Genomic DNA, 21,658 nt, shown 5'->3' with positions numbered 1-21,658 from the left:
GACTACTCCAGCGGAGGCCCCGATGACGGCGGTGCGCGCGGAAGCCCTGGTGAAGACCTTCGGCGCGAACCGCGCGCTCGACGGCGTCGACCTGGAGATCCCGACCGGTCAGGTGCTCGGCCTGCTCGGACCCAACGGCGCGGGCAAGACCACCGCCGTGCGGATCCTCACCACGCTGCTCAAGCCGGACTCCGGGCGGGCCTTCGTGGCCGGGCACGACGTGCTCGCCGACCCGCAGGCGGTCCGCCGCTCGATCGGCCTGTCCGGGCAGTACGCGGCGGTCGACGAGAACCTCACCGGCTACGAGAACCTCTACATGGTCGGCCGGCTGTACGGCATGACCCGCGCCGACGCGACCGCGCGAGCCCGGCGGCTGCTCGACCGGTTCCGCCTACAGGAGGCCGCCGACCGGCCGTCGAAGGGCTACTCCGGCGGCATGCGGCGGCGGCTCGACCTGGCCGGCGCGCTGGTCGCCGCACCGGCCGTCGTGGTGCTCGACGAGCCCACCACCGGCCTGGACCCGCGCGGCCGGATGGACACCTGGCAGGTCATCGGCGAACTCGTCGCCGACGGCACCACGGTGCTGCTGACCACGCAGTACCTGGAGGAGGCCGACCAGCTGGCCGACAGCATCGCGGTGATCGACCGCGGCCGGGTGATCGCCAGCGGCACCGCCGACGAGCTCAAGTCGCAGGTCGGCGGCGAGCGCCTCGAACTGGTCGCGCAGGACGCGGCCGACCTGCCGGTCGTCGCGCGGGTGCTCGGCGAGGTCGGCGCCGGGGCGCCGGAGGTCGAGGAACACCTGAAGAAGGCGTTCGTCGCCGTGGACAGCGGGCCGAAATCGCTGATCGAGGCGCTGCGCCGGCTGGACGCCGAAGACGTCGCGGTGCACGACGTCGCGCTGCACCGACCGACCCTGGACGACGTGTTCCTGGGCCTCACCGGCCGGCGCACCGAGGAGCAGGAGAAGCAGCCGTGAGTAGCCCTGTGTCAACCCGAGTCCTCCTCAACCGCACCTCAGGGGAACGTGACGCAAACCAGCCACAAGGAACTGCGAAACGCGGGATTGAGCCGGACGCAACCACAACTGTGAAACGCGGAGAGGCGGAACTGCCATGAGCGCGCTCGCCACCAGCATCCGCGACAGCAGCGTCGTCGCGTGGCGGAACCTGATGAACATCAAGCGCAACCCGGACTGGCTGCTGTCCAGCACCGCGCAGCCGATCATGTTCGTGCTGCTGTTCGCCTACGTCTTCGGCGGCAGCCTCGGCGGCGAGGCGTACCGGGAGTTCCTGATCGGCGGGATCTTCGTGCAGACCGTCGCGTTCAACAGCGCGTTCACCGTGATCGGGCTGGCCAACGACCTGAACAAGGGCATCGTGGACCGGTTCCGGTCGCTGCCGATGTCGCGGATCGCGGTGCTGCTCGGCCGCACCACGTCGGATCTCGTGATCAGCGTGCTGACCGTGGTGATCATGTCGGCGTGCGGGCTGCTGGTGGGCTGGCGGATCCGCGGCAGCCTGCTCGAAGCGCTGCTCGCGTTCTTCATCCTGCTGCTGTTCTCGTTCGCGATGTCCTGGGTCGGCGCGTTCATCGGGCTGATCTCGCGCAGCGTCGAGGTGGCGCAGAGCGCCGGGCTGCTCTGGCTGTTCCCGGTCACCTTCGTCTCGTCGGCGTTCGTCCCGGCGGAGGCGATGCCCGCGCCGCTGCGCGCCTTCGCGGAGTGGAACCCGATCACCGTCACCGCCGACGCGCTGCGCCAGCTCTACGGCAACCCGCTGCGGGTCACCGGCCCGCCGCCGGACAGCTGGCCGGCGCAGCACGCGGTGCTCTACTCGATCGGATCCGCGCTGGTCATCCTGGCGATCTTCATGCCGCTCGCGGTTGCCCGCTACCGCCGCGTCGCCAGCCGCTGACCCGACCCGCTCACGAATCCCCGGAGAGGCTGTCTTTGAAGCGGCGGGTTCTCAGGGGCCTTCTCGCGAGGACAGCCCCGACGTGGTGAATTGGGCATTCATGATGTCGGGGATCCCACAGCGAGAAGGCACCTGAGGTTCCGCCACCCGCACCGCCACGCAAAACGAGTTCTCAAACAAGTTCGAGCAGCCCGGCGAGGAACTCCGCGACCAGGCGGTCCCGGTCGATCTCCGCCGCCACGTCGATCAGCGGGCCGTCCGGTTCGGCGAACTCGCGGCGGTCGACGACGAGCATGCCTCGGGTGTGCTCGCCGCGGAGCTCCACCCGGACCGGGGCCTTCTCGCAGCGCGCGAGATCGGGCCGCACCGCGAGCACCGCGGCGCTCGGGTCGTGCAGCGGGCAGCCGGGCCGGGAGTGCCTGCCCCGGTAGAACCGCAGGTAGTGCTGGAGGATCGCGTGCGCGAACTCGGCCTTGCGGCCGGGCGCCGCGGCGATCCGGTCCACGTCGGACTGGTCGAGCCAGGTGCGCATGGTGACGTCCAGGCCGACCAGCGTCAGCGGCCAGCCCGCGCCGAGCACCAACGCGGCGGCCTCCGGGTCGTGCCAGATGTTGGCCTCGGCGAACGGGCCGATGTTGCCGGGTTCCCGCGTCGTGCCGCCCATGACGACCACGTTGCGCACGAGTTCCGGCAGCCGCGGTTCGAGCAGCAGCGCCAGCGCCAGGTTCGTCAGCGGCCCGGTGGCCACGACGGTGCACTCGCCGGGCAGCTCCCGCGCGATCCGGACGAGCTGCTCGGCGGCCGACACCGGCTCGGGCCGCAGCTCGGGCACGGGGCTGGCGTGCCCGCCGAGGCCGTCCTCGCCGTGCACGAGCGCGGAGATGTCCAGCGGTTGCGCCAGCGGGCGCTGCGCGCCGACGGCGACCGGAATGTCCCGCCGACCGGCGACGTCGAGCACCTGCAGGGCGTTGGCGGCGGCAGCGTCGGCCGGCGCGTTGCCGTGCACCGTGCCGACCGCGACGAGCTCGACGTCGTCCCGGCCCAGGAGGAACAGCGTCGCGAGCGCGTCGTCGATCCCGTAGTCGCCATCGAAGATGATCTTGGCCAATTCGCCACCTCGCTCGGGTCGAATCACGGCAAACGTTCTCCGCACAGTTGGATCTAGTTCTATCAGCTGATTCAACAAAAAGTTAGGCGAATCATTGACGTTCCGGCGGACGATGCCTACTTTCTACGGAAATCGATTCCATCACTACGGGAGTGATCATGGTCGGGTCCGTCGTGGATCGGCCCGCGGCAACGCGGCAACGCACCGGGCTGGTGCTCACAGCGCTGATCATCGGTGTGGTGAGCTTCCAGCTCAACGCCACCATGGTCACCCCGGCCATGCCGGACATCGCCCGCACCCTGGGCACCACCACCGACATGGTCGGCCTGTCGCAGACCATGTTCCTGCTGATCGGCGGCCTCGCGGGCGTCGTGCTGTCGCGGCTGAGCGACCACGTCGGGCGGCGCAAGGTCCTGGTGATCTCGCTGCTGGTGATGTCCGCCGGCTCGCTGATCGCGATGCTCGCGCCGAACATCGGCGTGCTGATCGCGGCCCGGGTGCTGCAGGGCGCGTCCGGCGCGACGTTCCAGCTCACCTACCTGATCCTGCGCGACGTCCTGTCGCCGAAGCAGTTCGGCCAGGCCCTCGGCCTGGTCACCGCGATCAACGGCGGCGTCGGCGGCCTCGACGGGCTGGCCGGCGGCGCGCTGGCCGACACCGTCGGCTTCCGCGCGGTGTTCGCGGTGATCCTCGGCCTGGGCGTGATCGCCGCGCTGCTGGCGGGCAGGTTCGTGCCCGAGACCCACGCAGGCACCGGCGGCCGGATGGACTGGGCCGGCGCGGTTGCGCTGACCGGCGCGCTCGCGGCCCTCAACCTCGGCATCAGCCAGGGCAACGACCAGGGCTGGCTCAGCCCGCTCGCGCTCGGCCTGCTGATCGGCGGCGCCGTGCTGCTGGCCGTGTTCTGGCGGATCGAGAACCGCGTCGGCGAGCCGCTGATGGCCGCCCGCCACCTGCGGTCCCGCCAGGTGTGGCCGCTGGTGGCGACCACGCTGCTCGCCCTCACCGGCGTGTTCTGCGCGATCAACTTCACCGTCGTGCTGCTCAGCCAGGACGAGCTCGGCTACGGCATGAACGCGACGCTGTCGGCCCTGATGTTCCTGGCGCCGCCCGCGGTGATCGGGCTGGCGTCCGGGCCGGTGGCCGGCTGGCTCGCGCCGCGCGTCGGCTGGCGGCTGGTGCTGCGGGTGGGGCTGGCGCTGAGCATCGCCTCGCTGGTCTTCGCCGCGGCCTTCGCCGACTCGCGGTGGCTGGTCTTCGCCGCGTTCATCGGGCTCGGCATCGGCTACAACGGCCTGGTCATGACGACGCTCAGCGGGCTCGGCGTGGTGCTCTCGCCGAAGGAGAGCCCCGGGGCGCTGCCCGGCATGAACGGCGCGGCGTTCGGCATCGGCGCCTCGCTGGGCATCGGCATCGTCGCGCCGACCGTGGACGGCGGCGACTACCACTCGGCGCTGTGGATCTCGGTGGCCGTGACGGCGCTGGCGCTGGTCGCGTCGTTCCTGATCAAGCCACCGTCGACGACCGAAGGCGAGAACGTCTAGCGGCGTTCGCCACTGGAGCAGGCGCCGTTTTCGCGCGAAAACGCCACATCCTCCCCGCACAATTCGGGTTGACCCTCACGTCACGTGAGGCCGCATGCTCGGTGCCGAGGAGGCGAGGACCATGAGCTACTCGGTCGGCGAGGCGGCCCGCATCGCCGGGGTGACGGTGCGGACGCTGCACCACTACGACGAGATCGGCCTGCTGACCCCGAGCGGCCGGACGGCGGCGGGCTACCGCAGCTACTCCGACCCGGACCTGGACCGGCTGCGCCGCATCCTGTTCTACCGGGAGCTCGGCCTCGGCCTCGACGACATCGCGAGCATCCTCGCCGACGGTGGCGCGCATGCGCACCTGAAGCGGCAGCACGAGTTGCTGCTGACCCGCATCGAGCGGTTGCAGCGGATGGTCGCGGCGGTGGAACGCGAGATGGAGGCGAACGAGATGGGGATCGACCTGACGCAGGAGGAGAAGTTCGAGCTGTTCGGCGACTTCGACCCGGACGACTACGCCGCGGAGGCCGAGCAGCGCTGGGGCGGCACCGACGCCTACCGGCAGTCCCAGCAGAAGATGTCCGGCTTCACCAAGGCGGACTGGAAGCGGTTCCTGGCCGAGCAGGAGGACATCGGCCGCCGGCTCGCCGAGGCGATGCGGGCCGGGCACGCACCGGACGGCGCGGAGGCGATGGACCTCGCCGAGGAGCACCGCGGGCACATCACGCGCTGGTGCTACGACTGCACCTACGAGATCCACCGCGGTCTCGGCGAGATGTACGTGGCGGACGAGCGGTTCGCGGCGAACTACGAGAATCTCGCGCCCGGCCTCGCCGAGTACGTCCGGACGGCGATCAACGCCAACGCCACCCGAGCCGGCGCGTAGGCCGCCCGGTCCCGGCCAACGGCGATCACCCGGCCACGACGACGGCCACCAGGGCGCGGAGTAGCGTTTCGCACCGGAACAGGTGAGGAGCGTGATGAGTTCGGCATTCCCGGCTGAGCTGCAGCCGCAGAGCAAGCCCAGGGCCAGGGCCGCGTGGGACGTGTACGCGGTCGTCGCGGTCGGCGGCACGCTGGGCTCGCTGCTGCGCTACGGCGCGTCCCTGGCGTGGCCGGGGCCGTGGTCGACGTTTCTGGTCAACGTGATCGGCTGCGTGGCCATCGGGGTGCTGATGCACGTGATCACCGAGCTCGTCGTCGCGCACCGGCTGGTCCGGCCGTTCCTCGGCGTCGGCGTGCTCGGCGGGTTCACCACGTTCTCGACCTACGTCGCCGACGCGGTGCACCTGGTGTTCGAGGACCAGCCCGCGCTCGCCCTGGCCTACCTGGCCGGGACCGTGCTGTGCTGCCTGCTCGCGGTGCTCGTCGGGGTGCTCGCGGCGCGCTCGGTGGCGCGCCTGTTCGGACGGGGGGATCGGTGATGCGGCTCCAGGGCGAGGCGTTCCGGCTCACCGCGATCGTCGGTGAAGCCGACACCTACCAGCACAAACCGCTGTACCACGAGATCGTGCTGCGGGCCAGGCACGCCGGGCTGGCCGGCGCCTCGGTGTTCCGCGGCGTCGAGGGCTTCGGCGCGACCGCGGCGATCCACACCGCGCGGCTGCTGTCGCTGAGCGAGGACCTGCCGGTCGCGGTGGTGATCGTCGACGACGAGCAGCGGGTGCGGGGCTTCCTGCCGGAGCTCGACGGACTGGTCACCAACGGCCTGGTGCTGCTCGACGAGGTCGAGGTCATCCGCTACGCGGGCAAGGATCCGCAGTGACGTTCGTGCTGGTCGCGCTCGGTGGAGCGCTGGGTGCGTGCGTGCGGTTCCACACCGATCGCTGGGTGCAGGCGCGGCACGACACCGGTTTCCCGTGGGGCACGGTGACGGTCAACGCGATCGGCTCGCTGATCCTCGGCTTCCTCGCCGGCGTCGCGCTCTTCGGCGTACCGATCCCGGTGCTCCAGACGTTCATCGGCGTCGGTTTCTGCGGCGCGCTGACCACCTTCAGCACGTTCAGCTACGAAAGCGTCCGGCTGCTGCTCGACGGCGCGCGGCTGTTCGCGGCGCTCAACGTGGTCGTCACGGTGCTCGCCGGGATCGGCTCGGGCGTGCTCGGCGTGGTGCTGGCCGCCGCGATCTGGGGCTGACCCGCCGCGCTGCCCGACCGCCCCCGCGGCGGGAGAATCGAGGCGAAACGGGCACGGGAGGGGGATCCCATGAGCGACACCACGATCATCAAGGTGGACGGCGCGCACTCGCCGCGCGGTTCCCTCGGTCAGTACTACCTCGCCGAAGGCCTCGGCCTGGCGATGCGGCTGTGGCGCGAAGAGCCGCCGGGCGTCGACAAGGAGTCGGCGACGCGCGACTACGAGACCGCCGGATACGTGATCAGCGGCCGCGCGGAGCTGCACAGCGAGGGCCAGACGGTGCTGCTCGAGCCGGGCGACTCGTGGATCATCCCGAGGGGCGCCGAGCACCGCTACAACATCATCGAAACGTTCACCGCGGTCGAGGCCACGCACCCGCCGGCCCAGGTCCACGGGCGCGACGAGAAGTCCGGCTGACCAGCGGGTGGTGTCATGGTCGCGGTGGAAGTCATCGAGACCTCATCGCTGGGCGACCGCAGCTACCTCGTCACCGAAGGCGCGGTGGCGGCCGTGGTGGATCCGCAGCGGGACGTCGACCGGATGCTCTCCGTCGCCGGTCGCCGAGGGGTCCGCATCACCCACGTGCTGGAGACGCACGTCCACGATGACTACCTCTCCGGCGGCTTGGAGCTGTGCCGGCTGACCGGCGCGGAGTACGGGGTGTCGGCGTCGGACGTGGTGTCGTTCGCGCGGCGTCCGCTGGCCGAAGGCGACGTGGTGGCGGTGTCGCCGAGGCTGCGGCTGCGCGTGCTGGCGACTCCCGGCCACACCTTCCACCACCTGTCTTACGTGCTCGAAGAGCCCGGCGGCGTGGTCGGGGTGTTCACCGGCGGCTCGCTGCTGTTCGGCTCGACCGGGCGCACCGATCTGCTCGGACAGCAGCACAGCGAGGAACTCGCCCGGCAGCAGCACGCGTCGGTGCGCAAGCTCGCCGAGGTGCTGCCGGACGATGCGGCGATCTGGCCGACGCACGGCTTCGGCGGCTACTGCTCGGCCGGCGCCGTGTCCGGCGGCTCCGCGACCGTCGGCCAGCAGAAGAAGGTCAACGCCGCGTTCCGGCTCGGCGAGGACGATTTCGTCGACCACGCCCTGTCCGCGCTGGACGCGTTCCCGGCGTACTTCGCGCAGATGGGCGCGCGGAACGCGGCCGGCCCGGAGCCGGTCGACCTGCGGGAACCGGCCCGGGTGCGGCCGGCGGAGCTGGCCCGGCGGCTGCGCGTCGGCGACTGGGTGGTGGACCTGCGGTCCCGCCGGGCGTTCTCGCACGCGCACCTGGCGGGCACGATCAACCTCGGCCTGGACGGGCCGCTGGCCACCTGGCTCGGCTGGCTGCCCGACCGGGGCGCGCCGCTGACGCTGGTCGGCGATTCGCGGGAACAGGTCGCCGCCGCGCAACGCGAGCTGGCGCGCATCGGCATCGACCGGCCGATGGCGGCGGTCGGGCATCCGCACGAGCTCGCCGCGGACGCGAGCCTGGTGCGCAACCTGCCGTCCGCGACGTTCGACGACCTCGCCGAAGCCGGCCCGGGAACGGTCGTGCTGGACGTGCGGATGCGCCGCGAATGGCGGGCCTGCCACCTCAAGAACGCCGTGCACATCCCGCTTTTCGAGCTGCGCGACCGGATGCACGAGCTCGCGGACGGGGTCGTGTGGGCGCATTGCAGCGCCGGGTACCGGGCCGCCGCGGCGGCATCGCTGCTGGCGCGCGCGGGCCGCGAGGTGGTGCTGGTCGACGAGGAGTTCGCCGCCGCGCACCGGGCCGGGCTGCCGCTGGTGTCCGACCGCTGAGGAACCGCCGGCGCCCGGCGCGAGTCTGATCGGTCGTGGACTTCGACTTCGGCGTGCTGCCCGTGCTGGTGCCGGTGGTGCTCGGCGCGATCTTCCTGGTGGGCGGCGCGCGGCAGATCCGGCGGAACCGGTGGCTGGTCCGCCACGGCGGCCGGGCGCACGGGATCGTGGTCGCCCAGGACAGCAGGTGGTCGTCGTCGAACGACGGCTCGGGCGGCAGCTACCACCACGCGCCGGTGATCGAGTTCGTCGCCGAGGACGGCCGGACCCACCGGGCGAAGTCCGAGATCTCGAAGACCCACACGTCGTTCATCCCCGGTCGGTGCGTGCTGGTGCACTACGACCGCGCCGACCCGGCGAAGATCTTCCTCCCCGGCCACGACGGCGGGCCTGCGGTGATCTTCACGCTGATCGGCGCGGTCGTGCTGACCATCGGACTGGGGGCGCTCTGGGCCTTCTGGCGAGGCATGACCGCCGACGACCTGATGGACAACGGCGTCCTGTTCGGGGCGGTGTTCCTGTGCGTCGGCGGCAGCGTGCTGGCCATCGGCGTCGCCGGGATCCTCGCCACGCTGCGCATCAAGACCGGCCCGCGCTCCCGCGGCGTCGTGATCGGCGAAACCACCAGCACCGGCCCGCAGGGCATGACGCGGCACCACGCCATGGTCCGCTGGACCGCCCCGACCGGCGAGGTGCTGGAGGCGCCCAGCGGACGCGGCCGGCTGATCCGCCGCATCCCGGTGGGCACCGAGATCACCGTCCGCTGTCACCCGCGCGATCCGCACCGGATCCTGCTGGCCGGTGACTGGCCGGAGCTGGCCAGCTTCGCGTTCCTGCTGTTCGGCGGCCTGTTCAGCGTTGTCGGCGGCGTCATCACCTGGGCGGTGCTGCACGCTTGATGCCGCCGTTCGGGGGATCCTGGGCCTACACTCGGTGGCGAAAGGGCGTTCGGCGAGCACGGGTGGCCGCCATGACAACCCGGCGGGTGGGCAGACTTCCCGACGATCTGACGAGCTTCGTCGGCCGCCGCGGGGCGATCACACAGGTGAAGCGACTGGTCTCGGCCTCGCGGCTGGTGACCCTGACCGGGGTGGCCGGGGTCGGCAAGTCACGGCTGGCGATGCGCGTCGCGCGCGATCTGCGCCGCGCCTTCCCGGACGGCATCTGGCTGGTGGAACTGGGCAAGGTCCTGCCCCGCGACGATCTCGCCCAGGTGCTGGTCACCAGCCTCGGGCTCGAACTCTCGGACCTGCCGCCGGAGGCGGTGCTCGCAGAGCAGCTCGCCGACAAGCGGATGCTGATCCTGCTCGACGGCTGCGAGCACCTGCTGGACGAGTGCGGGCCGCTGGTCGGGGACCTGCTCGCCGCCGCCCCCGAGGTGCGCGTCCTCGCCACCTCCCGCGCGCCGCTGGCGCTCGCCGCGGAGCGGGTGTGGCCGGTGCTGCCGATGGTCATGCCGCGGTTGGACCGGGACGGCCACGTGGTGCAGCGCGCCACCGGTTTCGAGGTGCTGGAGCTGTTCGCCGACCGGGCCTCGGCGGTGCTGCCGGGGTTCGCCATCGACCCGGCGAACGAGGCGCTGGTGGTCCGGCTGTGCCGGCAGCTCGACGGCCTGCCGCTGGCCATCGAGCTGGCCGCGGTGTGGATGCGATCGCTGTCGGTGGAGGAGATCCTCAACCGGCTCAGCGACCGGTACCGCCTGCTGACCTTGGGCGATCGCAGCGGCCTGCCGCACCACCGCACGCTGCGCGCGGCGGTCGAGTGGAGCTTCGACCTGTGCTCGCCGACCGAGCAGGCCGTGTGGGCGCGGCTGTCGGTGTTCGCCGGCGGTTTCGAGCTGGACGCGGCGGAGGCGGTCTGCGTCGGCGACGGCGTGACCGTCGAGGACGTGTTCATCGGCGTCGCGGGCCTGGTGGAGAAGTCCGTGCTGGTCAAGGATGACGACCAGCCCGGCGCCCGGACCCGGTACCGGCTGCTGAAGACGATCCAGGAGTACGGGCGCGGGCGGCTCGGCGGCGGCGTGAAGGAGCTCGCGCTGCGGCGACGGCACCGCGACCACTTCCTGCTGCTCGCCGAGCACGTCGACGCGGAATGGCTCGGCCCGCACCAGGTGGAGTGGCTGACCCGGCTGCGGCAGGACCGGTCGAACCTGCGCGCCGCCCTGGACTTCTGCCGCGCCGAGCCCGGCGAGGAGCACGAGGGCCTGCGGATGGCGGCGGCCCTGCGGTTCTTCTGGGCGGCCGACGGTTCGCTGCGGGAAGGCCGGTACTGGCTGGACGAGATGCTCCGGGCGGTATCCGAACCGGACCAGCAGCGGGCCCGGGCACTAACGGTGAACGGGCTGGTCAGCGCCATGCAGGGAGACATCGAAGCCGCCCGCGCGCTGCTCTCCGAAGCACGGGACGCGGCGCGGCGGGCGGAGTACGGCTCGGTGCTGGCGCTGATCGCGCACATCACCGGGTTCGTCGACCTGCTGCGCAACGAGAACCAGGCGGCGACATCCCGGCTGGCCGAAGCGCTGGAGCGGCGGGAGATGCTGCAGCACGACGGGGTCGCGCTACTCAGCCTGCCGAACCTGGCGCTGTTGGCGGTGTTCCGCGGCGACTGCGAGCGAGCCGTCGAGCTGTGCGAGGAATGCCGGGAGATCTGCGAAGAGCACGGCGAGCTGTGGGGCCGCTCGTGGGCCGAGCTGGTGCTCGGGCTGGCCCGCTGGCGGCAGGGTGACTTCCCTGGCGCGCTGGAGCACGTGCACGAATGCCTGCGGATGAAGCAGCTGTTCGACGACGTGCCCGGGATCCTGATGGCGATCGAGCTGGAGGCGTGGGTGTCCGCGGTGCAGGGCCGGGTGGCTCGGGCGGCCCGGCTGAGCTCGGCGGTTGCGCACCTGTGGCGTCCGCTGGGCCGCTACCTGTTCGGCCTGGAGCGCTACCTCGCCTGGCATGCGGAAGCCGACGCGCGCATCCGAAACGCCCTGCCGACGGCGGAACTCCGCGCTGCGCGCACCCGCGGCGCGGAGTACACGCTGGACGAACTGATCAGGTTCGCGCTCGGCGAGCGCCCGCCCGCGCCTTCCGAGGAGGCGCTGGTGCGGCTGACGCCGCGGGAGCGCGAGGTGGCGCGGCTGGTCGCGCAGGGCCTGTCGAACCGGCAGATCGCCGAGCAGCTGGTGATCTCGAAGCGGACCTCGGACAGCCACATCGAGCACATCCTCGCCAAGCTGGGCGCCACCTCGCGCGCGCAGATCGCGGTCTGGGTGGCCGAACAGCCGTGACGCGAGGGGCGGTTGAAGTGAACGGCCTGTTCACCGCGCCTATCGAGACGAACGGTCCGTTCACTCCATCCCATCGGGCATCCAGCGAAGCCGGGCGAATGAGGCGAACAGGCCGTTCACCTCTCCTACCGAGGCGATTACGTCGTTCACTCCACGCTCAGCCGCTCATCGCGGTCCGGGCTCAGGCCGTCATGGCGAGCTGCGCGTCGGCGCGGGCGCGGCGGGCCGCCGAGACGACGACCTGACGGCTCGGCGCCGGGCGGTCCGCGCGCGGCGGGCTGATCCAGCTCGGGTCGTCCAGCGGCGGCAGGGCCAGGCGCGCGCCGGCCTGCACGCCGACGACCTCGTCGAGGTCCTCGGGCAGTTGGACGCGGCCATCGGGCTGGGTGAGCAGCACCCAGTCGGCGCCGTCGACCAGCACGGGTCCGGCCTGGAGGTGGATGGCGAGCACTTGGTGCACGCGGGCGGCGAATTCGGCGGGCATGCGCAGCGCGCCGATGCGGCCGCCGATGATGAGCGTGGTGCGGTCGGAGTTCGGGTCGTGCTCGACCCACCAACCGTAGGAGCGGTATTCGGAAGAGCTGTTCATCTCGTTTGTTCGCAGGGCCTTCGGAGAATCGGGGGATGGTGAACCGGCGAGGTGGGTGCGGCGGCTCCGTTGCCGCCTGATCGGACGGGTGGCACCCGCCTCGCCGGTGGGAGGGCCGAACAACAGGCAGCTGGGGCAAGTAGCTGCTGTCCGGTCAATGCAACCTCCTCCCTCGTGCGGGAACGCCGCTGGGATCCGGGGTCGACCCTGGCCGGAACGAACGGGTGGGCCGCGGCCGCTCCGGCGGTTCGTCGCCGTTCGACCACCGGTTTCCCGAGCGGTACGTCCGTTTCAGGACGTGTCGAAAGCATGGGCCCAAAGGCCCTGGTGCCGAAGCGGGACATGTACCGAGGGCCATACCTAGATGCCGCCCGTTCAGGGGATCACGACACGCGCACCCAACTCGCTTGGCTCCCCGCCGCAGCGCGGCGTGCTACTTAACCTGATCCGCACACCTGAGCGAGAGGAGCACGTGATGCGAACTGCCTTCATCCACGGCGAGGTCGACCGGTTCGAGGCGGCGCGCGACGAGCTGGTCGCGGCGTTCACCCGCAGCCGGCCGGAGTCCGACGCAGGCTGGCTGGCCGGGTGCCTGCTGGACGACAAGTTCACCAGGGACGGGCTGCTGGCCCGCTGGACCGAAGAAGACCTGGTGCGATTCCTGGTCGAAGTGGTGCCCCGCCGGTTGCTCGTGCCGAAGTGGTCGCTGGTGCCGGATTTCCTGCACCAGTGGCTGGATTTCCTGGCCGAGGCACGCCTGCTGACCTCGCCCGGCTCGCTCGCCGAGCTGCACGGGGCGGTGGAGCGGGCCGCGCCGGACTACCTCGCGGCGATGGCGGAGCCGACCGAGTGGGCAGCGGCGAAGTTCTGGGACACGACGATGCACGAGCTCGGCTTCGATCCGGAGGATCCGGGGTCTGCGGCGGAGTTCTTCGACGCGGTGGAGGTTGGCGAGATCGACTTCGACGGCGAGATCCTGGAGGAGATCGAGCGCCGGGACGCGCAGGAGCCGCCGGACCAGCACGCGCTCTGGTTTCCGCCGGTCGATCTCGTCCACGTCGAGCCGCACCGGGCCATCGCGGCGAATTCGCCGGTCGTCCGGAAGATGCGCGCCGTCCTGGAATGGGTCGGCACCGGCCGCGATCAGTCCGATGTGGACGACCTGGTCGCCGCTCTCGGCGAGGCATCCGACGTTGAGGAGGCCGACCTGCTGCTGGAGTGGGCCGAGCGGGCGGGCCTGATCCGGGCGGCCGGAGAGCTGCTGGTGCCCGCGCTGATCGCGGAACCCCTGCTGGCCGAACCGGAACTGCTGTGGACCCGGCTCTGGCAGTGCTTCGTGCTGGTCGACGACGTGTTCCACGCCGAGCTGGACGGGATCGCCGAGGACGACGACGCGCTGCCGGAGATCGTCCAGGCCGCGCTGAGCGTGCTGTACTCGCGGACCGACGCGGTGCCGCTGGAGCTGGTGGTGTCGATGGCCTGCGATCTCCTGGACGTGGGAGAACCACGCGACCGGGAGGCGGTGCGCGGCATCGTCCGCCGGATGCTCGCCCAGTGGGAGGCGATGCTGGCGGTCCGCTGCCACGTCACCACCGCGCCGGAGGAGATCGAGGCGCTGGAATCCGCCGTTCCCGCAGGGGTCATCGCCGATCGCACCATGATCGAACTGCTGCCACCCGGCCTGTGGGCGGCGCGGGAATCGTTGCGAGCCTTCGGCTTCCAGGTGCCCACCGTGGATGATCTGGTGCCCTATCCGGCGGAGCTGCTGGCGCTGGTCGTCGCCGGCACCCCGGCCGACGTGCAGCAGGTGCTGATCCCGCGGTGGATCGAGCAGCGCGGCGCGAAGCGGGCCAGCGCGGAGCTGGCGGCGCTGCTCCGGCGCGTGGACGACCCGGCGATCCGCCTGGCGGCTCTAGGCCTGCTGGAGCACACCGGCGCCGAGGGCGTGTCGGCGGTGCGCGAGCTGGCCGAGGATCCGCTGGCCGGCCCGGCGGCGCGGATGTGGCTGCAGTCCCGCCCCGCGAGCACCGAGAACGTGGTCCGTCCCGGCGATGAGCTGCTGTTCTCGCTGGACGGCATGGCGGCGGCGCTGGACGAGGACGTCGACCTGTTCCTCGCGGAGTTCAGCAGGCAGCCGGGGCCTGCGCAGGTCGAGCTGATCGCGGAGATCGCCGCGACGGAGCACAACAGCGCCGGCGAGATCCTCGCGGTCCTCGCCGAGCACCACGAGGAGGAGGTGATCGCGGCGGCGGCACAGGCCGCCCTGAGCTCCTGAGCTCGCGGTTCCGGCCGGTAGGCAGTGAACTCGCTCATCGTCGTTTGTCCCGCTAACCAAAACTTGTTAGCATCGCAAACGAATTTCTTCCGTCCAGCGAGGGGTGGCGACCGATGAGCGCCGGGCACGACGTTCGATTACTCGACGTTTTCAAGGGACAACCGAAGGCGGTGTGGATCACCGCCTTCGCGGCCGTGATCGCCTTCATGGGCATCGGCCTGGTCGACCCGATCCTGCTCTCGATCGCAGAGGCGCTGAACGCAGGACCCGAGCAGGTCACCCTGCTGTTCTCGTCCTACCTGGGCGTGCAGGTGCTGGCGATGCTGATCACCGGCGCGTTCAGCGCGCGCTTCGGCGCGAAGCGGACCGTGGTCACCGGGCTGGTGCTGATCGTGGTCGCGACGCTGGCGTGCGCGATGGCGAGCTCGATCGGCGAGCTCGTCGCGCTGCGCGCGGTGTGGGGCCTCGGCAACGCGTTCTTCATCGCCACCGCGCTGTCGGTGATCGTCGGTGCCGCCAGCGGCGGTCAGGGCGCCGCCATCATGCTCTACGAGGCGGCGCTGGGCATCGGCCTGTCCACCGGCCCGCTGCTGGGCGCCCTGCTGGGCAACATCTCCTGGCGCGGGCCGTTCGCCGGCACCGCGGTGCTGATGGCGATCGCGCTGATCCTCTCGGCGGGCTTCCTGCCCAAGGACGGCAACCGCACCGACCGGGCCAAGGTCCGGCTGCTCGACCCGATCCGGGCGCTCCGCCACGGCGGTCTGCTCCGCACCTCGCTCGGCGCCGCCTTCTACACCGCAGCGTTCTTCATCGTGCTGGCCTGGTCGCCGTTCGTCCTGGAGTTCGGCGCGATCGCGGTCGGCCTGGTGTTCTTCGGCTGGGGCCTGTGCGTCGCCCTCGCCGGCGTGTTCCTGGCCCCGCGGCTCGCGGCGCGGCTCGGCGAGGTCGGCGGCACCATCTTCGCGGTGCTGATCTTCGCGGTACTGCTCGGCGTCATGACGTTCGGTTCCAAGCCCGTGGTGGTCGTCGCGGTGATCCTCAGCGGCTTGGCCTCCGGCCTGCTCAACACCCTGTTCACCGGAACCGCGATGAGCATCAGCAACGCGCCGCGCCCGGTCGCGAGCGCGGGCTACAACTTCCTGCGCTGGCTCGGCGGGGCGGCTGCGGCCACGCTGGTCGGGCACGTGGCCCAGTGGTTCGGTTCGCAGCACGCCCCGTTCGCGGCCGGCGCGATCCTGTGCGTGATCGCCGCGGGCCTGCTGTTCGCGGAGCTGCGCACCCAGGCCAACACGCGCTCGGTCCCCGCCGAAGCCGTGCTGGTCGGCGAGGAGTTCTGACCCGCTGATCTAAATGTGGTGGCACGTGATGGGTAACGCGGGTTGTTGTCCTTGGAGCGGCGAAGCCGCTTAGCCCACCCTCGCAGCTCGCACCGCTGCGGGTTCTCAGAGGTCTTCTCGCGAGGACAGCCCCGACGTGGTGAATTGGCATTCATGATGTCGGGGATCCCACAGCGAGAGGGCCTCTGAGGTTCCGCCACCCGCACCGCCACGCAAAACGAGCCTGGAAACAAGAGGGCTTGCAAGCACTCTTCGAGAATTCGCCGAGTTTTCGAAGAGTGCTTGCCTTCTTTTGGTGGTGTCATACGCTCCTAGCCATTTCTCGATCAAGGAGGTTGCGGTGGCACAGCCGGGCGAACGTCGACTCCTACCGCTGTTGTCGGCCGGGCGGGCGCGGGTGACCTGCCGGTACCGCTGCGGCGACCAGTGCGCGGAGCACCCGCCGAACCCGACGGAGAACCCGTACTTCGGCGACCTGCTGCAGAACGTGCTGTCCCGCCGGGGTTTGCTGCGCGCCGGCGCGGTGGTCGCGGCCTCCGCCGCGGTGCTGCCCGGCCTCGCCGGACGGCCCGCCGTCGCCGCACCCGGCCGGCCGCCGGGGCTGGACTTCACCCCGGTGCGGCCGAACAGCGAAGACGCCGTCGTCGTGCCGGAGGGCTACCAGCAGCAGGTCGTGATCCGGTGGGGCGACCCGATCCTGCCCGGTGCCCCGGAGTTCGACTTCGACGCCCAGACGCCGGAAGCCCAGGAGCGGCAGTTCGGCTACAACAACGACTTCTGCGCGCTGCTGCCGCTGGACGGCGACCGGCGGCTGATGGTGAACAACCACGAGTACACCACCGAGGAGTTCCTGTTCCGCGGCTACGACCCGGAAAACCCCACCGAGCAGCAGGTCCGGGTCGCCTGGGCCGCGCACGGGTTGTCGGTCGTGGTGCTCGAAACCGGCGACGGCGCGCCGAAACCGGTGCTCGACCCGCTGAACCGGCGGATCACCCTCAACACCCCGTTCGAGCTGCGCGGCCCGGCGGCGGGCGGCGAGCTGCTGAGAACTCCGGCGGATCCGACCGGCACGCGATCGTTCGGCACGATGAACAACTGCTCCGGCGGCGTGACCCCGTGGGGCACGATCCTCTCGGGCGAGGAGAACATCCACTTCTACTTCGCCAACGCCGACTCGATCACCGACCCGGCGACCAAGGAGCGCCTGGCGCGCTACGGGATCAAGGGCGCCGCCAGCGAGCGGAAGTGGGAGCGCTTCGACTCCCGCTGGGACCTGGCCGAGCAGGTCAACGAGCCGAACCGGTTCGGCTGGATCATCGAACTCGACCCGCACGATCCGGAATCGACGCCGGTCAAGCACACCGCCCTCGGCCGCTTCAAGCACGAGGGCGCCAACATCCGGGTCGCCGACGACGGCCGGGTCGTGGCGTACATGGGCGACGACGAGAAGTTCGAGTACGTCTACCGCTTCGTCTCCGACCGGCGGATGAAGCCGGGCCGCAGCAAGCACGCCCGGCGGCACAACATGTCGCTGCTGGACTCGGGCACGCTCTACGTCGCGAAGTTCACCGGCGACAGCCCGGACGAGATCGACGGCTCCGGCAAGCTCCCCGCGGACGGCGAGTTCGACGGCGCCGGCGAGTGGATTCCGCTGGCGCACAACGACACCAGCTTCGTGCCCGGCATGACCGCCGAGGAGGTCTACGTCTTCACGCGCCTCGCGGCCGACGAGGTGGGCGCCACGAAGATGGACCGCCCGGAGGACGTGCAGCCGCACCCGAAGACCGGCCGCGTCTACGCGGCGCTGACGAACAACTCGGACCGCGGGACGACCGGCAAGGCACCGGCCGACGAGCCGAACCCGCGCAACGGCAACAAGCACGGCCAGGTCCTGGAGCTTGACGACGACCCGGCGAGCACCCGCTTCGCCTGGCGCCTGCTGCTGGTCTGCGGCGATCCCAACGACCCGGCGACGTACTTCGCGGGCTTCGACAAGTCCCAGGTCAGCCCGATCGCCTGCCCGGACAACGTGGCCTTTGACAGCCACGGCAACCTCTGGATCACCACCGACTCGTCGGCGGTCCTGGGCGCCAACGACGGCCTCTACGCGGTGCCGCTGGAAGGCCCGGAGCGAGGCCACGTGATGCAGTTCCTCAGCGTCCCGCGCGGCGCGGAGGCCTGCGGCCCGATCGTCGAGGACGAGCTGATCATGGTCTCGGCCCAGCACCCGGGAGAGGTCGACGGGGCCAGCGCCGACAACCCGGTCTCCCACTGGCCGGACGGCGGGACCAGCCAACCCCGCCCCTCCGTGGTGGCCGTCTGGCGCTGATCGTCCCGACCGCGCCGCGCCCCCGACCGGCGGCGCGGCGCGGTCGGTGCCGCTCCGGCAGAACCGGCGGAACTGTGGCTCGTGGCGGCGCGTCTCAACCTCGGCATGCCGGCCCGCGGGGCGGTCGGCAGTGGGAGAGAGGCGACGGATGTACCCGACTTGGCTGACCGCTGACCTGGTGTTCCCGGACGGGAACCTGGTGGAGCACCTGACCGCGGCGACGGAGCTCGTACCGGAGCCGCTGCTCGACGACAGCGGGCAAGCCGTCGAGATCGCGGAGTGCATCGACGACGGGTACAACCACCTCTGGATGAACGCGCTGCACTTCGTCGGGCACTGGGCCGACGAGGCGGGCCGGGCCGACGAGCTGCCGACCGAGTTCTGGCTGCGCGTGGCGCAGGCGGCGCACGCCATGGAGTTCCCGGAGTTCGTGCCGTACTGCCACGGCAAGGCGAAGGGCCTCCCGCACCAGGACCCGGGCGACCTGATGGCGGCGTTCAGCACGATGCCGTCCGTCGTCGAGGTTTCCGGTGAGCTGCGCGAACTCTGCCTGGCAGCGGCCGAGCACCTCCTCGCCGACGACCCGGCCACGGCCCGGATGCTCGACGAGATCGACCTCGACGCGCTCGCCGCACATCTGCGCAACGGCGTCTACGACCGGCTCGGCGAGCACCTCAGCGAACTGTTCTCGGACGCCTTCGACGACCTCTTCGCGCTGGTCACCAGCCCGGAGTTCCCGGCGGAGCGGGCGCGGCACGCCTGGGCGGTGATCGGCCCGAACCCGTTCCGGGTGGTCCTCGGCGACGGCATGTTCCCGAGCACCGAAGCCGAGCCCTGGTGGCGGGCCGTCTGAAAGTCACCAGACGGTGCGGAATTCCTGGGTTCCGGTGACCAACGAGATGTTCCGCAGCGACGAGTGCGCGTGCAGGTAGTCCAGTTCGCGCGCGAGATCGCCGGCGCCGTTGCTCCCGAAGTTCTGCGTGGAAATGTTCAAAGTGGACAGCACGGCCACCGCGCGCCCCGACGAATCCAGGACTCCGCTCCCGGAATCGCCGGGGATGCCCGGCGTGACCGTGAAGATGGTGTGGTTCCAGCCGCCGCCGGAATCGCCGAGCGAGGTGCCCGCCTTCGCGTTCAGATCGCTGGCACCGGCCCGCAGCTTCGAGTTGCCGTAGGTCACCACGACGTCGCCCTGCTGCAGTCCGCCGGTGTTCAGGCCGCTGGGGCCGCCCCACACCGGCAAGCTCGGGTTGACCTTCCCGACATCGGCCGGGTCGAGCTGGACCAACGCGAAATCGTTGTAGGCGCAGGCGTTGGCGTCCTTCTCCTTGATCGCCTGCATCGTCAGCCACGAGCTGTAGACCAGCACGCCCGGCTTGCTCGCGCCGGTGACCTGGACCTGGGTGCCGATGGGCAGCGACGGCGAAGTGCAGCCGTTGGTCTGCTCGACGCCGCCGGTCCTGGCGCAGTGCGCGGCCTGCCCGAGGTACACCTTCGACCCGCTCTCGAAGACGAAGTTCGAGGTGCACTGAGCGGATTTGGTCACGGTCTGCACGCCGGGATGCACGGCCGCGGTGGACGAGGCGGCCCAGCGCGGCTCCGCCGAAGCGAACCCGCCGGCCGCCAGGACGGCAACGGCGACCAACGAAACCAAGGGAGCGGAACGAGTCCTCACGATCACGGCCTCCTCCCGGTGCCGCGAAGGCCCGAGCGCCGTGAACCGGCATCAACGAGCCCTGACCGCTACCTGATACCACACACCGCGACCTGCGTCGATGCCGATCAGAAGCGCCCACGCCCCACGGGGACCAACCGCCCCATGCCCAACAATTCGTGAAAGCCTTCCACGAACGACCGGGTCAGCGGCGGTCCCGCAACCCCGAGAGGAACGCCGCCCACTGCCGCCGGGGAAACATCAACACGGCACCATCCCGATCCTTGGTATCCCGAACGGCGACCACCTCAGGGACCAACGCCACCTCAACGCAGCTACCCGATTGGCCGCTGTAGCTGGACTTCCGCCAGATCATCTGCCCTAACGGCATGTCTAACCTTCCATTTCTTCGGCGATCGTTGCGATCAGATCACTTGAATCACTGCTGGACAAGGCAAGGTTCCGCAGCTCGGCGACGGCATCCCGGTAAGCGGCGACGTCCTTTGCGTCGAACAAGAACGCAGGAGCACGGAAGTGCTCCAGATGAACGATGGGCGGTGCTTTCGCGAACTCGTAGAGGACGAACGCGCCATCCTGCGCAGGCGTGTAGCGGGTGAGCCCATCCGGGATCACCCGCACGATCACGTTGTCGATCGCAGCCATCCGGAGTACGTGCCGAAGCTGCTCCGACATGGTTTCGGCGCCGCCCAACGGCTGCCGAAGGGCGTGTTCCGAGACGAGGACCGCCAACTTCGGTGCGGCCTTGGCGAACAGCACGTCTCGACGGGACATGCGCAGGCCGACTCTGATCTCCCGCTCTTCAGCGGGCAAACCGTGCATGATTTGTCTTGCGTAGTCGGCCGTCTGAAGTAGCCCTGGCAGCAAGTTCGGCGCTACATCGACGATGTTGGAGGCTGTGCGTTCGAACTCCGCCAGCTCCACCAAGTGCTTGTGAGTACTGGAGGAGCTGCGCGCGAAGGTGTTCTTGTTTCCGGCGGTTCGTGCGAACTCGACGATCTCGTCGTATCTGGTACCGGTTACTCCGAGTGTTCCCAAGATCCGGGCAACGTCCTCTGGCTGTGGTGTGCGAGTGCCGGTCTCGTAACGGGAGATGGTCACGTGGCTGGTACCAACCCGGTTGGCAAGGTCACGCACTGTCAGGCCGGTTTGCTTGCGACACTCACGCAGTTCAGCGCCCAGAATCCGCGCTTTCGGCGTGTATTCGTTGGTTCCGGCCATGAACCAACGATAGCCCGGAACATCGCCCGATCTTGATCCGTCAATCGTGGATTAGCAAATCTGGTACCGGTAACACGATCATTGATCCGGAAAGGAGAAGCCATGACCGACTACTTGACCTACGCCTGGCGCCCGGTCACGAGAGGCCGCCACGCTTTCCCGATCACAGCAACGAAAACCCCTGCGGGTGTGCCGGTGGTGGCGTTCTGCGGAGCGAGGGCGGACGCGGGAGAGCTGCACGACCGCTCCGAAGTGGACTGGATCCGCGAGGACACCTGCATGCGCTGCTGGCACGTCCTCGCCGCCCGCCCCTGACCGGTCAGGAGGGCTCCCGATTTTGCCTAAAATTGGAAAGTTCCGTGCCGCGGAGAGGTCCCCAATTTTAGGCAAAATCGGACAACCCGAAACCCAACCTCCGCATCACGGAAGGAAACCCCTCGTCATGTTCTGGATTCAGCTCAGCACGTTCGTCCTGTTCAAC

At 70.3% G+C, this 21,658-nt stretch carries 21 protein-coding genes; 16 read left to right on the top strand and 5 right to left on the bottom strand.

Features of this window, described 5'->3' with window-relative positions; genetic code table 11:
- Positions 1-22 precede the first annotated feature (22 nt).
- Both BLW84_RS09465 and BLW84_RS09460 read left to right on the top strand, forming a co-directional pair.
- Positions 23-979 (top strand): ATP-binding cassette domain-containing protein, encoded by a 957-nt coding sequence (locus tag BLW84_RS09465; protein ID WP_177226377.1) that lies wholly within the window; start codon positions 23-25, stop codon positions 977-979.
- 136 nt (positions 980-1,115) lie between these two features.
- A complete protein-coding gene (locus BLW84_RS09460; RefSeq protein WP_093263818.1) occupies positions 1,116-1,916 on the top strand; it encodes an ABC transporter permease in 801 nt (266 codons plus the stop codon).
- A 172-nt stretch (positions 1,917-2,088) separates the two neighbouring features.
- On the opposite strand, the gene BLW84_RS09455 is transcribed toward BLW84_RS09460, so the two are convergent.
- Positions 2,089-3,024 (bottom strand): nucleoside hydrolase, encoded by a 936-nt coding sequence (locus BLW84_RS09455; RefSeq protein WP_093263815.1) that lies wholly within the window; start codon positions 3,022-3,024, stop codon positions 2,089-2,091.
- 158 nt (positions 3,025-3,182) lie between these two features.
- On the opposite strand from BLW84_RS09455, the gene BLW84_RS09450 reads away from it, so the two are divergent.
- The 9 genes from BLW84_RS09450 to BLW84_RS09410 all read left to right on the top strand — a co-directional run bounded on the left by BLW84_RS09450 (position 3,183) and on the right by BLW84_RS09410 (position 11,754).
- Positions 3,183-4,568, top strand: coding sequence for an MFS transporter (locus tag BLW84_RS09450; RefSeq protein WP_143060901.1), 1,386 nt, complete (start codon positions 3,183-3,185; stop codon positions 4,566-4,568).
- A gap of 121 nt (positions 4,569-4,689) precedes the next feature.
- Entirely contained in the window at positions 4,690-5,445 is a 756-nt protein-coding gene (locus BLW84_RS09445) for a MerR family transcriptional regulator (RefSeq protein WP_093263810.1), read from the top strand.
- Between the two features lie 94 nt (positions 5,446-5,539).
- Positions 5,540-5,983 (top strand): fluoride efflux transporter FluC, encoded by a 444-nt coding sequence (locus BLW84_RS09440; protein WP_093263807.1) that lies wholly within the window; start codon positions 5,540-5,542, stop codon positions 5,981-5,983.
- Positions 5,983-6,324, top strand: coding sequence for a DUF190 domain-containing protein (locus BLW84_RS09435; protein ID WP_177226376.1), 342 nt, complete (start codon positions 5,983-5,985; stop codon positions 6,322-6,324). Before BLW84_RS09440 ends, BLW84_RS09435 begins: the two co-directional genes overlap by 1 nt.
- Complete coding sequence (crcB, locus tag BLW84_RS09430; protein WP_093263802.1) at positions 6,321-6,695, top strand: fluoride efflux transporter CrcB; 375 nt, start codon at positions 6,321-6,323, stop codon at positions 6,693-6,695. The genes BLW84_RS09435 and crcB overlap by 4 nt, the downstream gene beginning before the upstream one ends.
- A 69-nt stretch (positions 6,696-6,764) precedes the next feature.
- Positions 6,765-7,112 (top strand): cupin domain-containing protein, encoded by a 348-nt coding sequence (locus BLW84_RS09425; protein WP_093263800.1) that lies wholly within the window; start codon positions 6,765-6,767, stop codon positions 7,110-7,112.
- A gap of 15 nt (positions 7,113-7,127) precedes the next feature.
- Positions 7,128-8,483, top strand: a complete 1,356-nt coding sequence (locus BLW84_RS09420) for an MBL fold metallo-hydrolase (protein WP_093263797.1) — start codon at positions 7,128-7,130, stop codon at positions 8,481-8,483.
- Between the two features lie 35 nt (positions 8,484-8,518).
- Positions 8,519-9,382: a DUF3592 domain-containing protein gene (locus tag BLW84_RS09415; protein WP_093263795.1), complete on the top strand. Its 864-nt coding sequence runs from the start codon at positions 8,519-8,521 to the stop codon at positions 9,380-9,382.
- 71 nt (positions 9,383-9,453) lie between these two features.
- A complete protein-coding gene (locus BLW84_RS09410) occupies positions 9,454-11,754 on the top strand; it encodes a LuxR C-terminal-related transcriptional regulator (RefSeq protein ID WP_177226375.1) in 2,301 nt (766 codons plus the stop codon).
- A gap of 181 nt (positions 11,755-11,935) precedes the next feature.
- Here BLW84_RS09410 and BLW84_RS09405 read toward each other — a convergent pair whose 3' ends face one another.
- Positions 11,936-12,343: a hypothetical protein gene (locus BLW84_RS09405; protein ID WP_093263792.1), complete on the bottom strand. Its 408-nt coding sequence runs from the start codon at positions 12,341-12,343 to the stop codon at positions 11,936-11,938.
- A 475-nt stretch (positions 12,344-12,818) separates the two neighbouring features.
- Between BLW84_RS09405 and BLW84_RS09400 the strand changes: the two genes are divergently transcribed.
- The 4 genes from BLW84_RS09400 (at position 12,819) to BLW84_RS09385 (ending at position 19,137) form a co-directional block, all read left to right on the top strand.
- Positions 12,819-14,618, top strand: coding sequence for a hypothetical protein (locus BLW84_RS09400; RefSeq protein ID WP_093263790.1), 1,800 nt, complete (start codon positions 12,819-12,821; stop codon positions 14,616-14,618).
- Between the two features lie 113 nt (positions 14,619-14,731).
- On the top strand, positions 14,732-15,955 hold the full coding sequence (locus BLW84_RS09395) for an MFS transporter (RefSeq protein WP_093263787.1): 1,224 nt from the start codon (positions 14,732-14,734) through the stop codon (positions 15,953-15,955).
- Between the two features lie 340 nt (positions 15,956-16,295).
- A complete protein-coding gene (locus tag BLW84_RS09390) occupies positions 16,296-18,284 on the top strand; it encodes a PhoX family protein (RefSeq protein WP_093263785.1) in 1,989 nt (662 codons plus the stop codon).
- Between the two features lie 148 nt (positions 18,285-18,432).
- Positions 18,433-19,137, top strand: coding sequence for a hypothetical protein (locus BLW84_RS09385; protein WP_093263782.1), 705 nt, complete (start codon positions 18,433-18,435; stop codon positions 19,135-19,137).
- Between the two features lie 3 nt (positions 19,138-19,140).
- On the opposite strand, the gene BLW84_RS09380 is transcribed toward BLW84_RS09385, so the two are convergent.
- The 3 genes from BLW84_RS09380 to BLW84_RS09370 all read right to left on the bottom strand — a co-directional run bounded on the left by BLW84_RS09380 (position 19,141) and on the right by BLW84_RS09370 (position 21,177).
- The gene (locus BLW84_RS09380; RefSeq protein ID WP_093264295.1) at positions 19,141-19,959 is read right to left on the bottom strand and encodes a S1 family serine peptidase; all 819 of its coding nucleotides are present in this window, start codon (positions 19,957-19,959) and stop codon (positions 19,141-19,143) included.
- Between the two features lie 184 nt (positions 19,960-20,143).
- A complete protein-coding gene (locus BLW84_RS09375) occupies positions 20,144-20,314 on the bottom strand; it encodes a DUF397 domain-containing protein (RefSeq protein ID WP_093264293.1) in 171 nt (56 codons plus the stop codon).
- A 17-nt stretch (positions 20,315-20,331) separates the two neighbouring features.
- Positions 20,332-21,177, bottom strand: a complete 846-nt coding sequence (locus tag BLW84_RS09370) for a helix-turn-helix domain-containing protein (protein ID WP_093263779.1) — start codon at positions 21,175-21,177, stop codon at positions 20,332-20,334.
- Positions 21,178-21,279: 102 nt separating this feature from the next.
- Between BLW84_RS09370 and BLW84_RS09365 the strand changes: the two genes are divergently transcribed.
- Entirely contained in the window at positions 21,280-21,492 is a 213-nt protein-coding gene (locus BLW84_RS09365) for an HC3 family zinc finger protein (protein ID WP_093263777.1), read from the top strand.
- The last annotated feature ends 166 nt before the right edge of the window (positions 21,493-21,658 follow it).

The organism is Saccharopolyspora shandongensis (genome assembly GCF_900106995.1).
Taxonomy (GTDB): Bacteria; Actinomycetota; Actinomycetes; order Mycobacteriales; family Pseudonocardiaceae; genus Saccharopolyspora; species Saccharopolyspora shandongensis.
The sequence above is the reverse complement of the archived record's forward strand: the minus strand, read 5'-3'. Positions and strand labels throughout refer to the sequence as shown.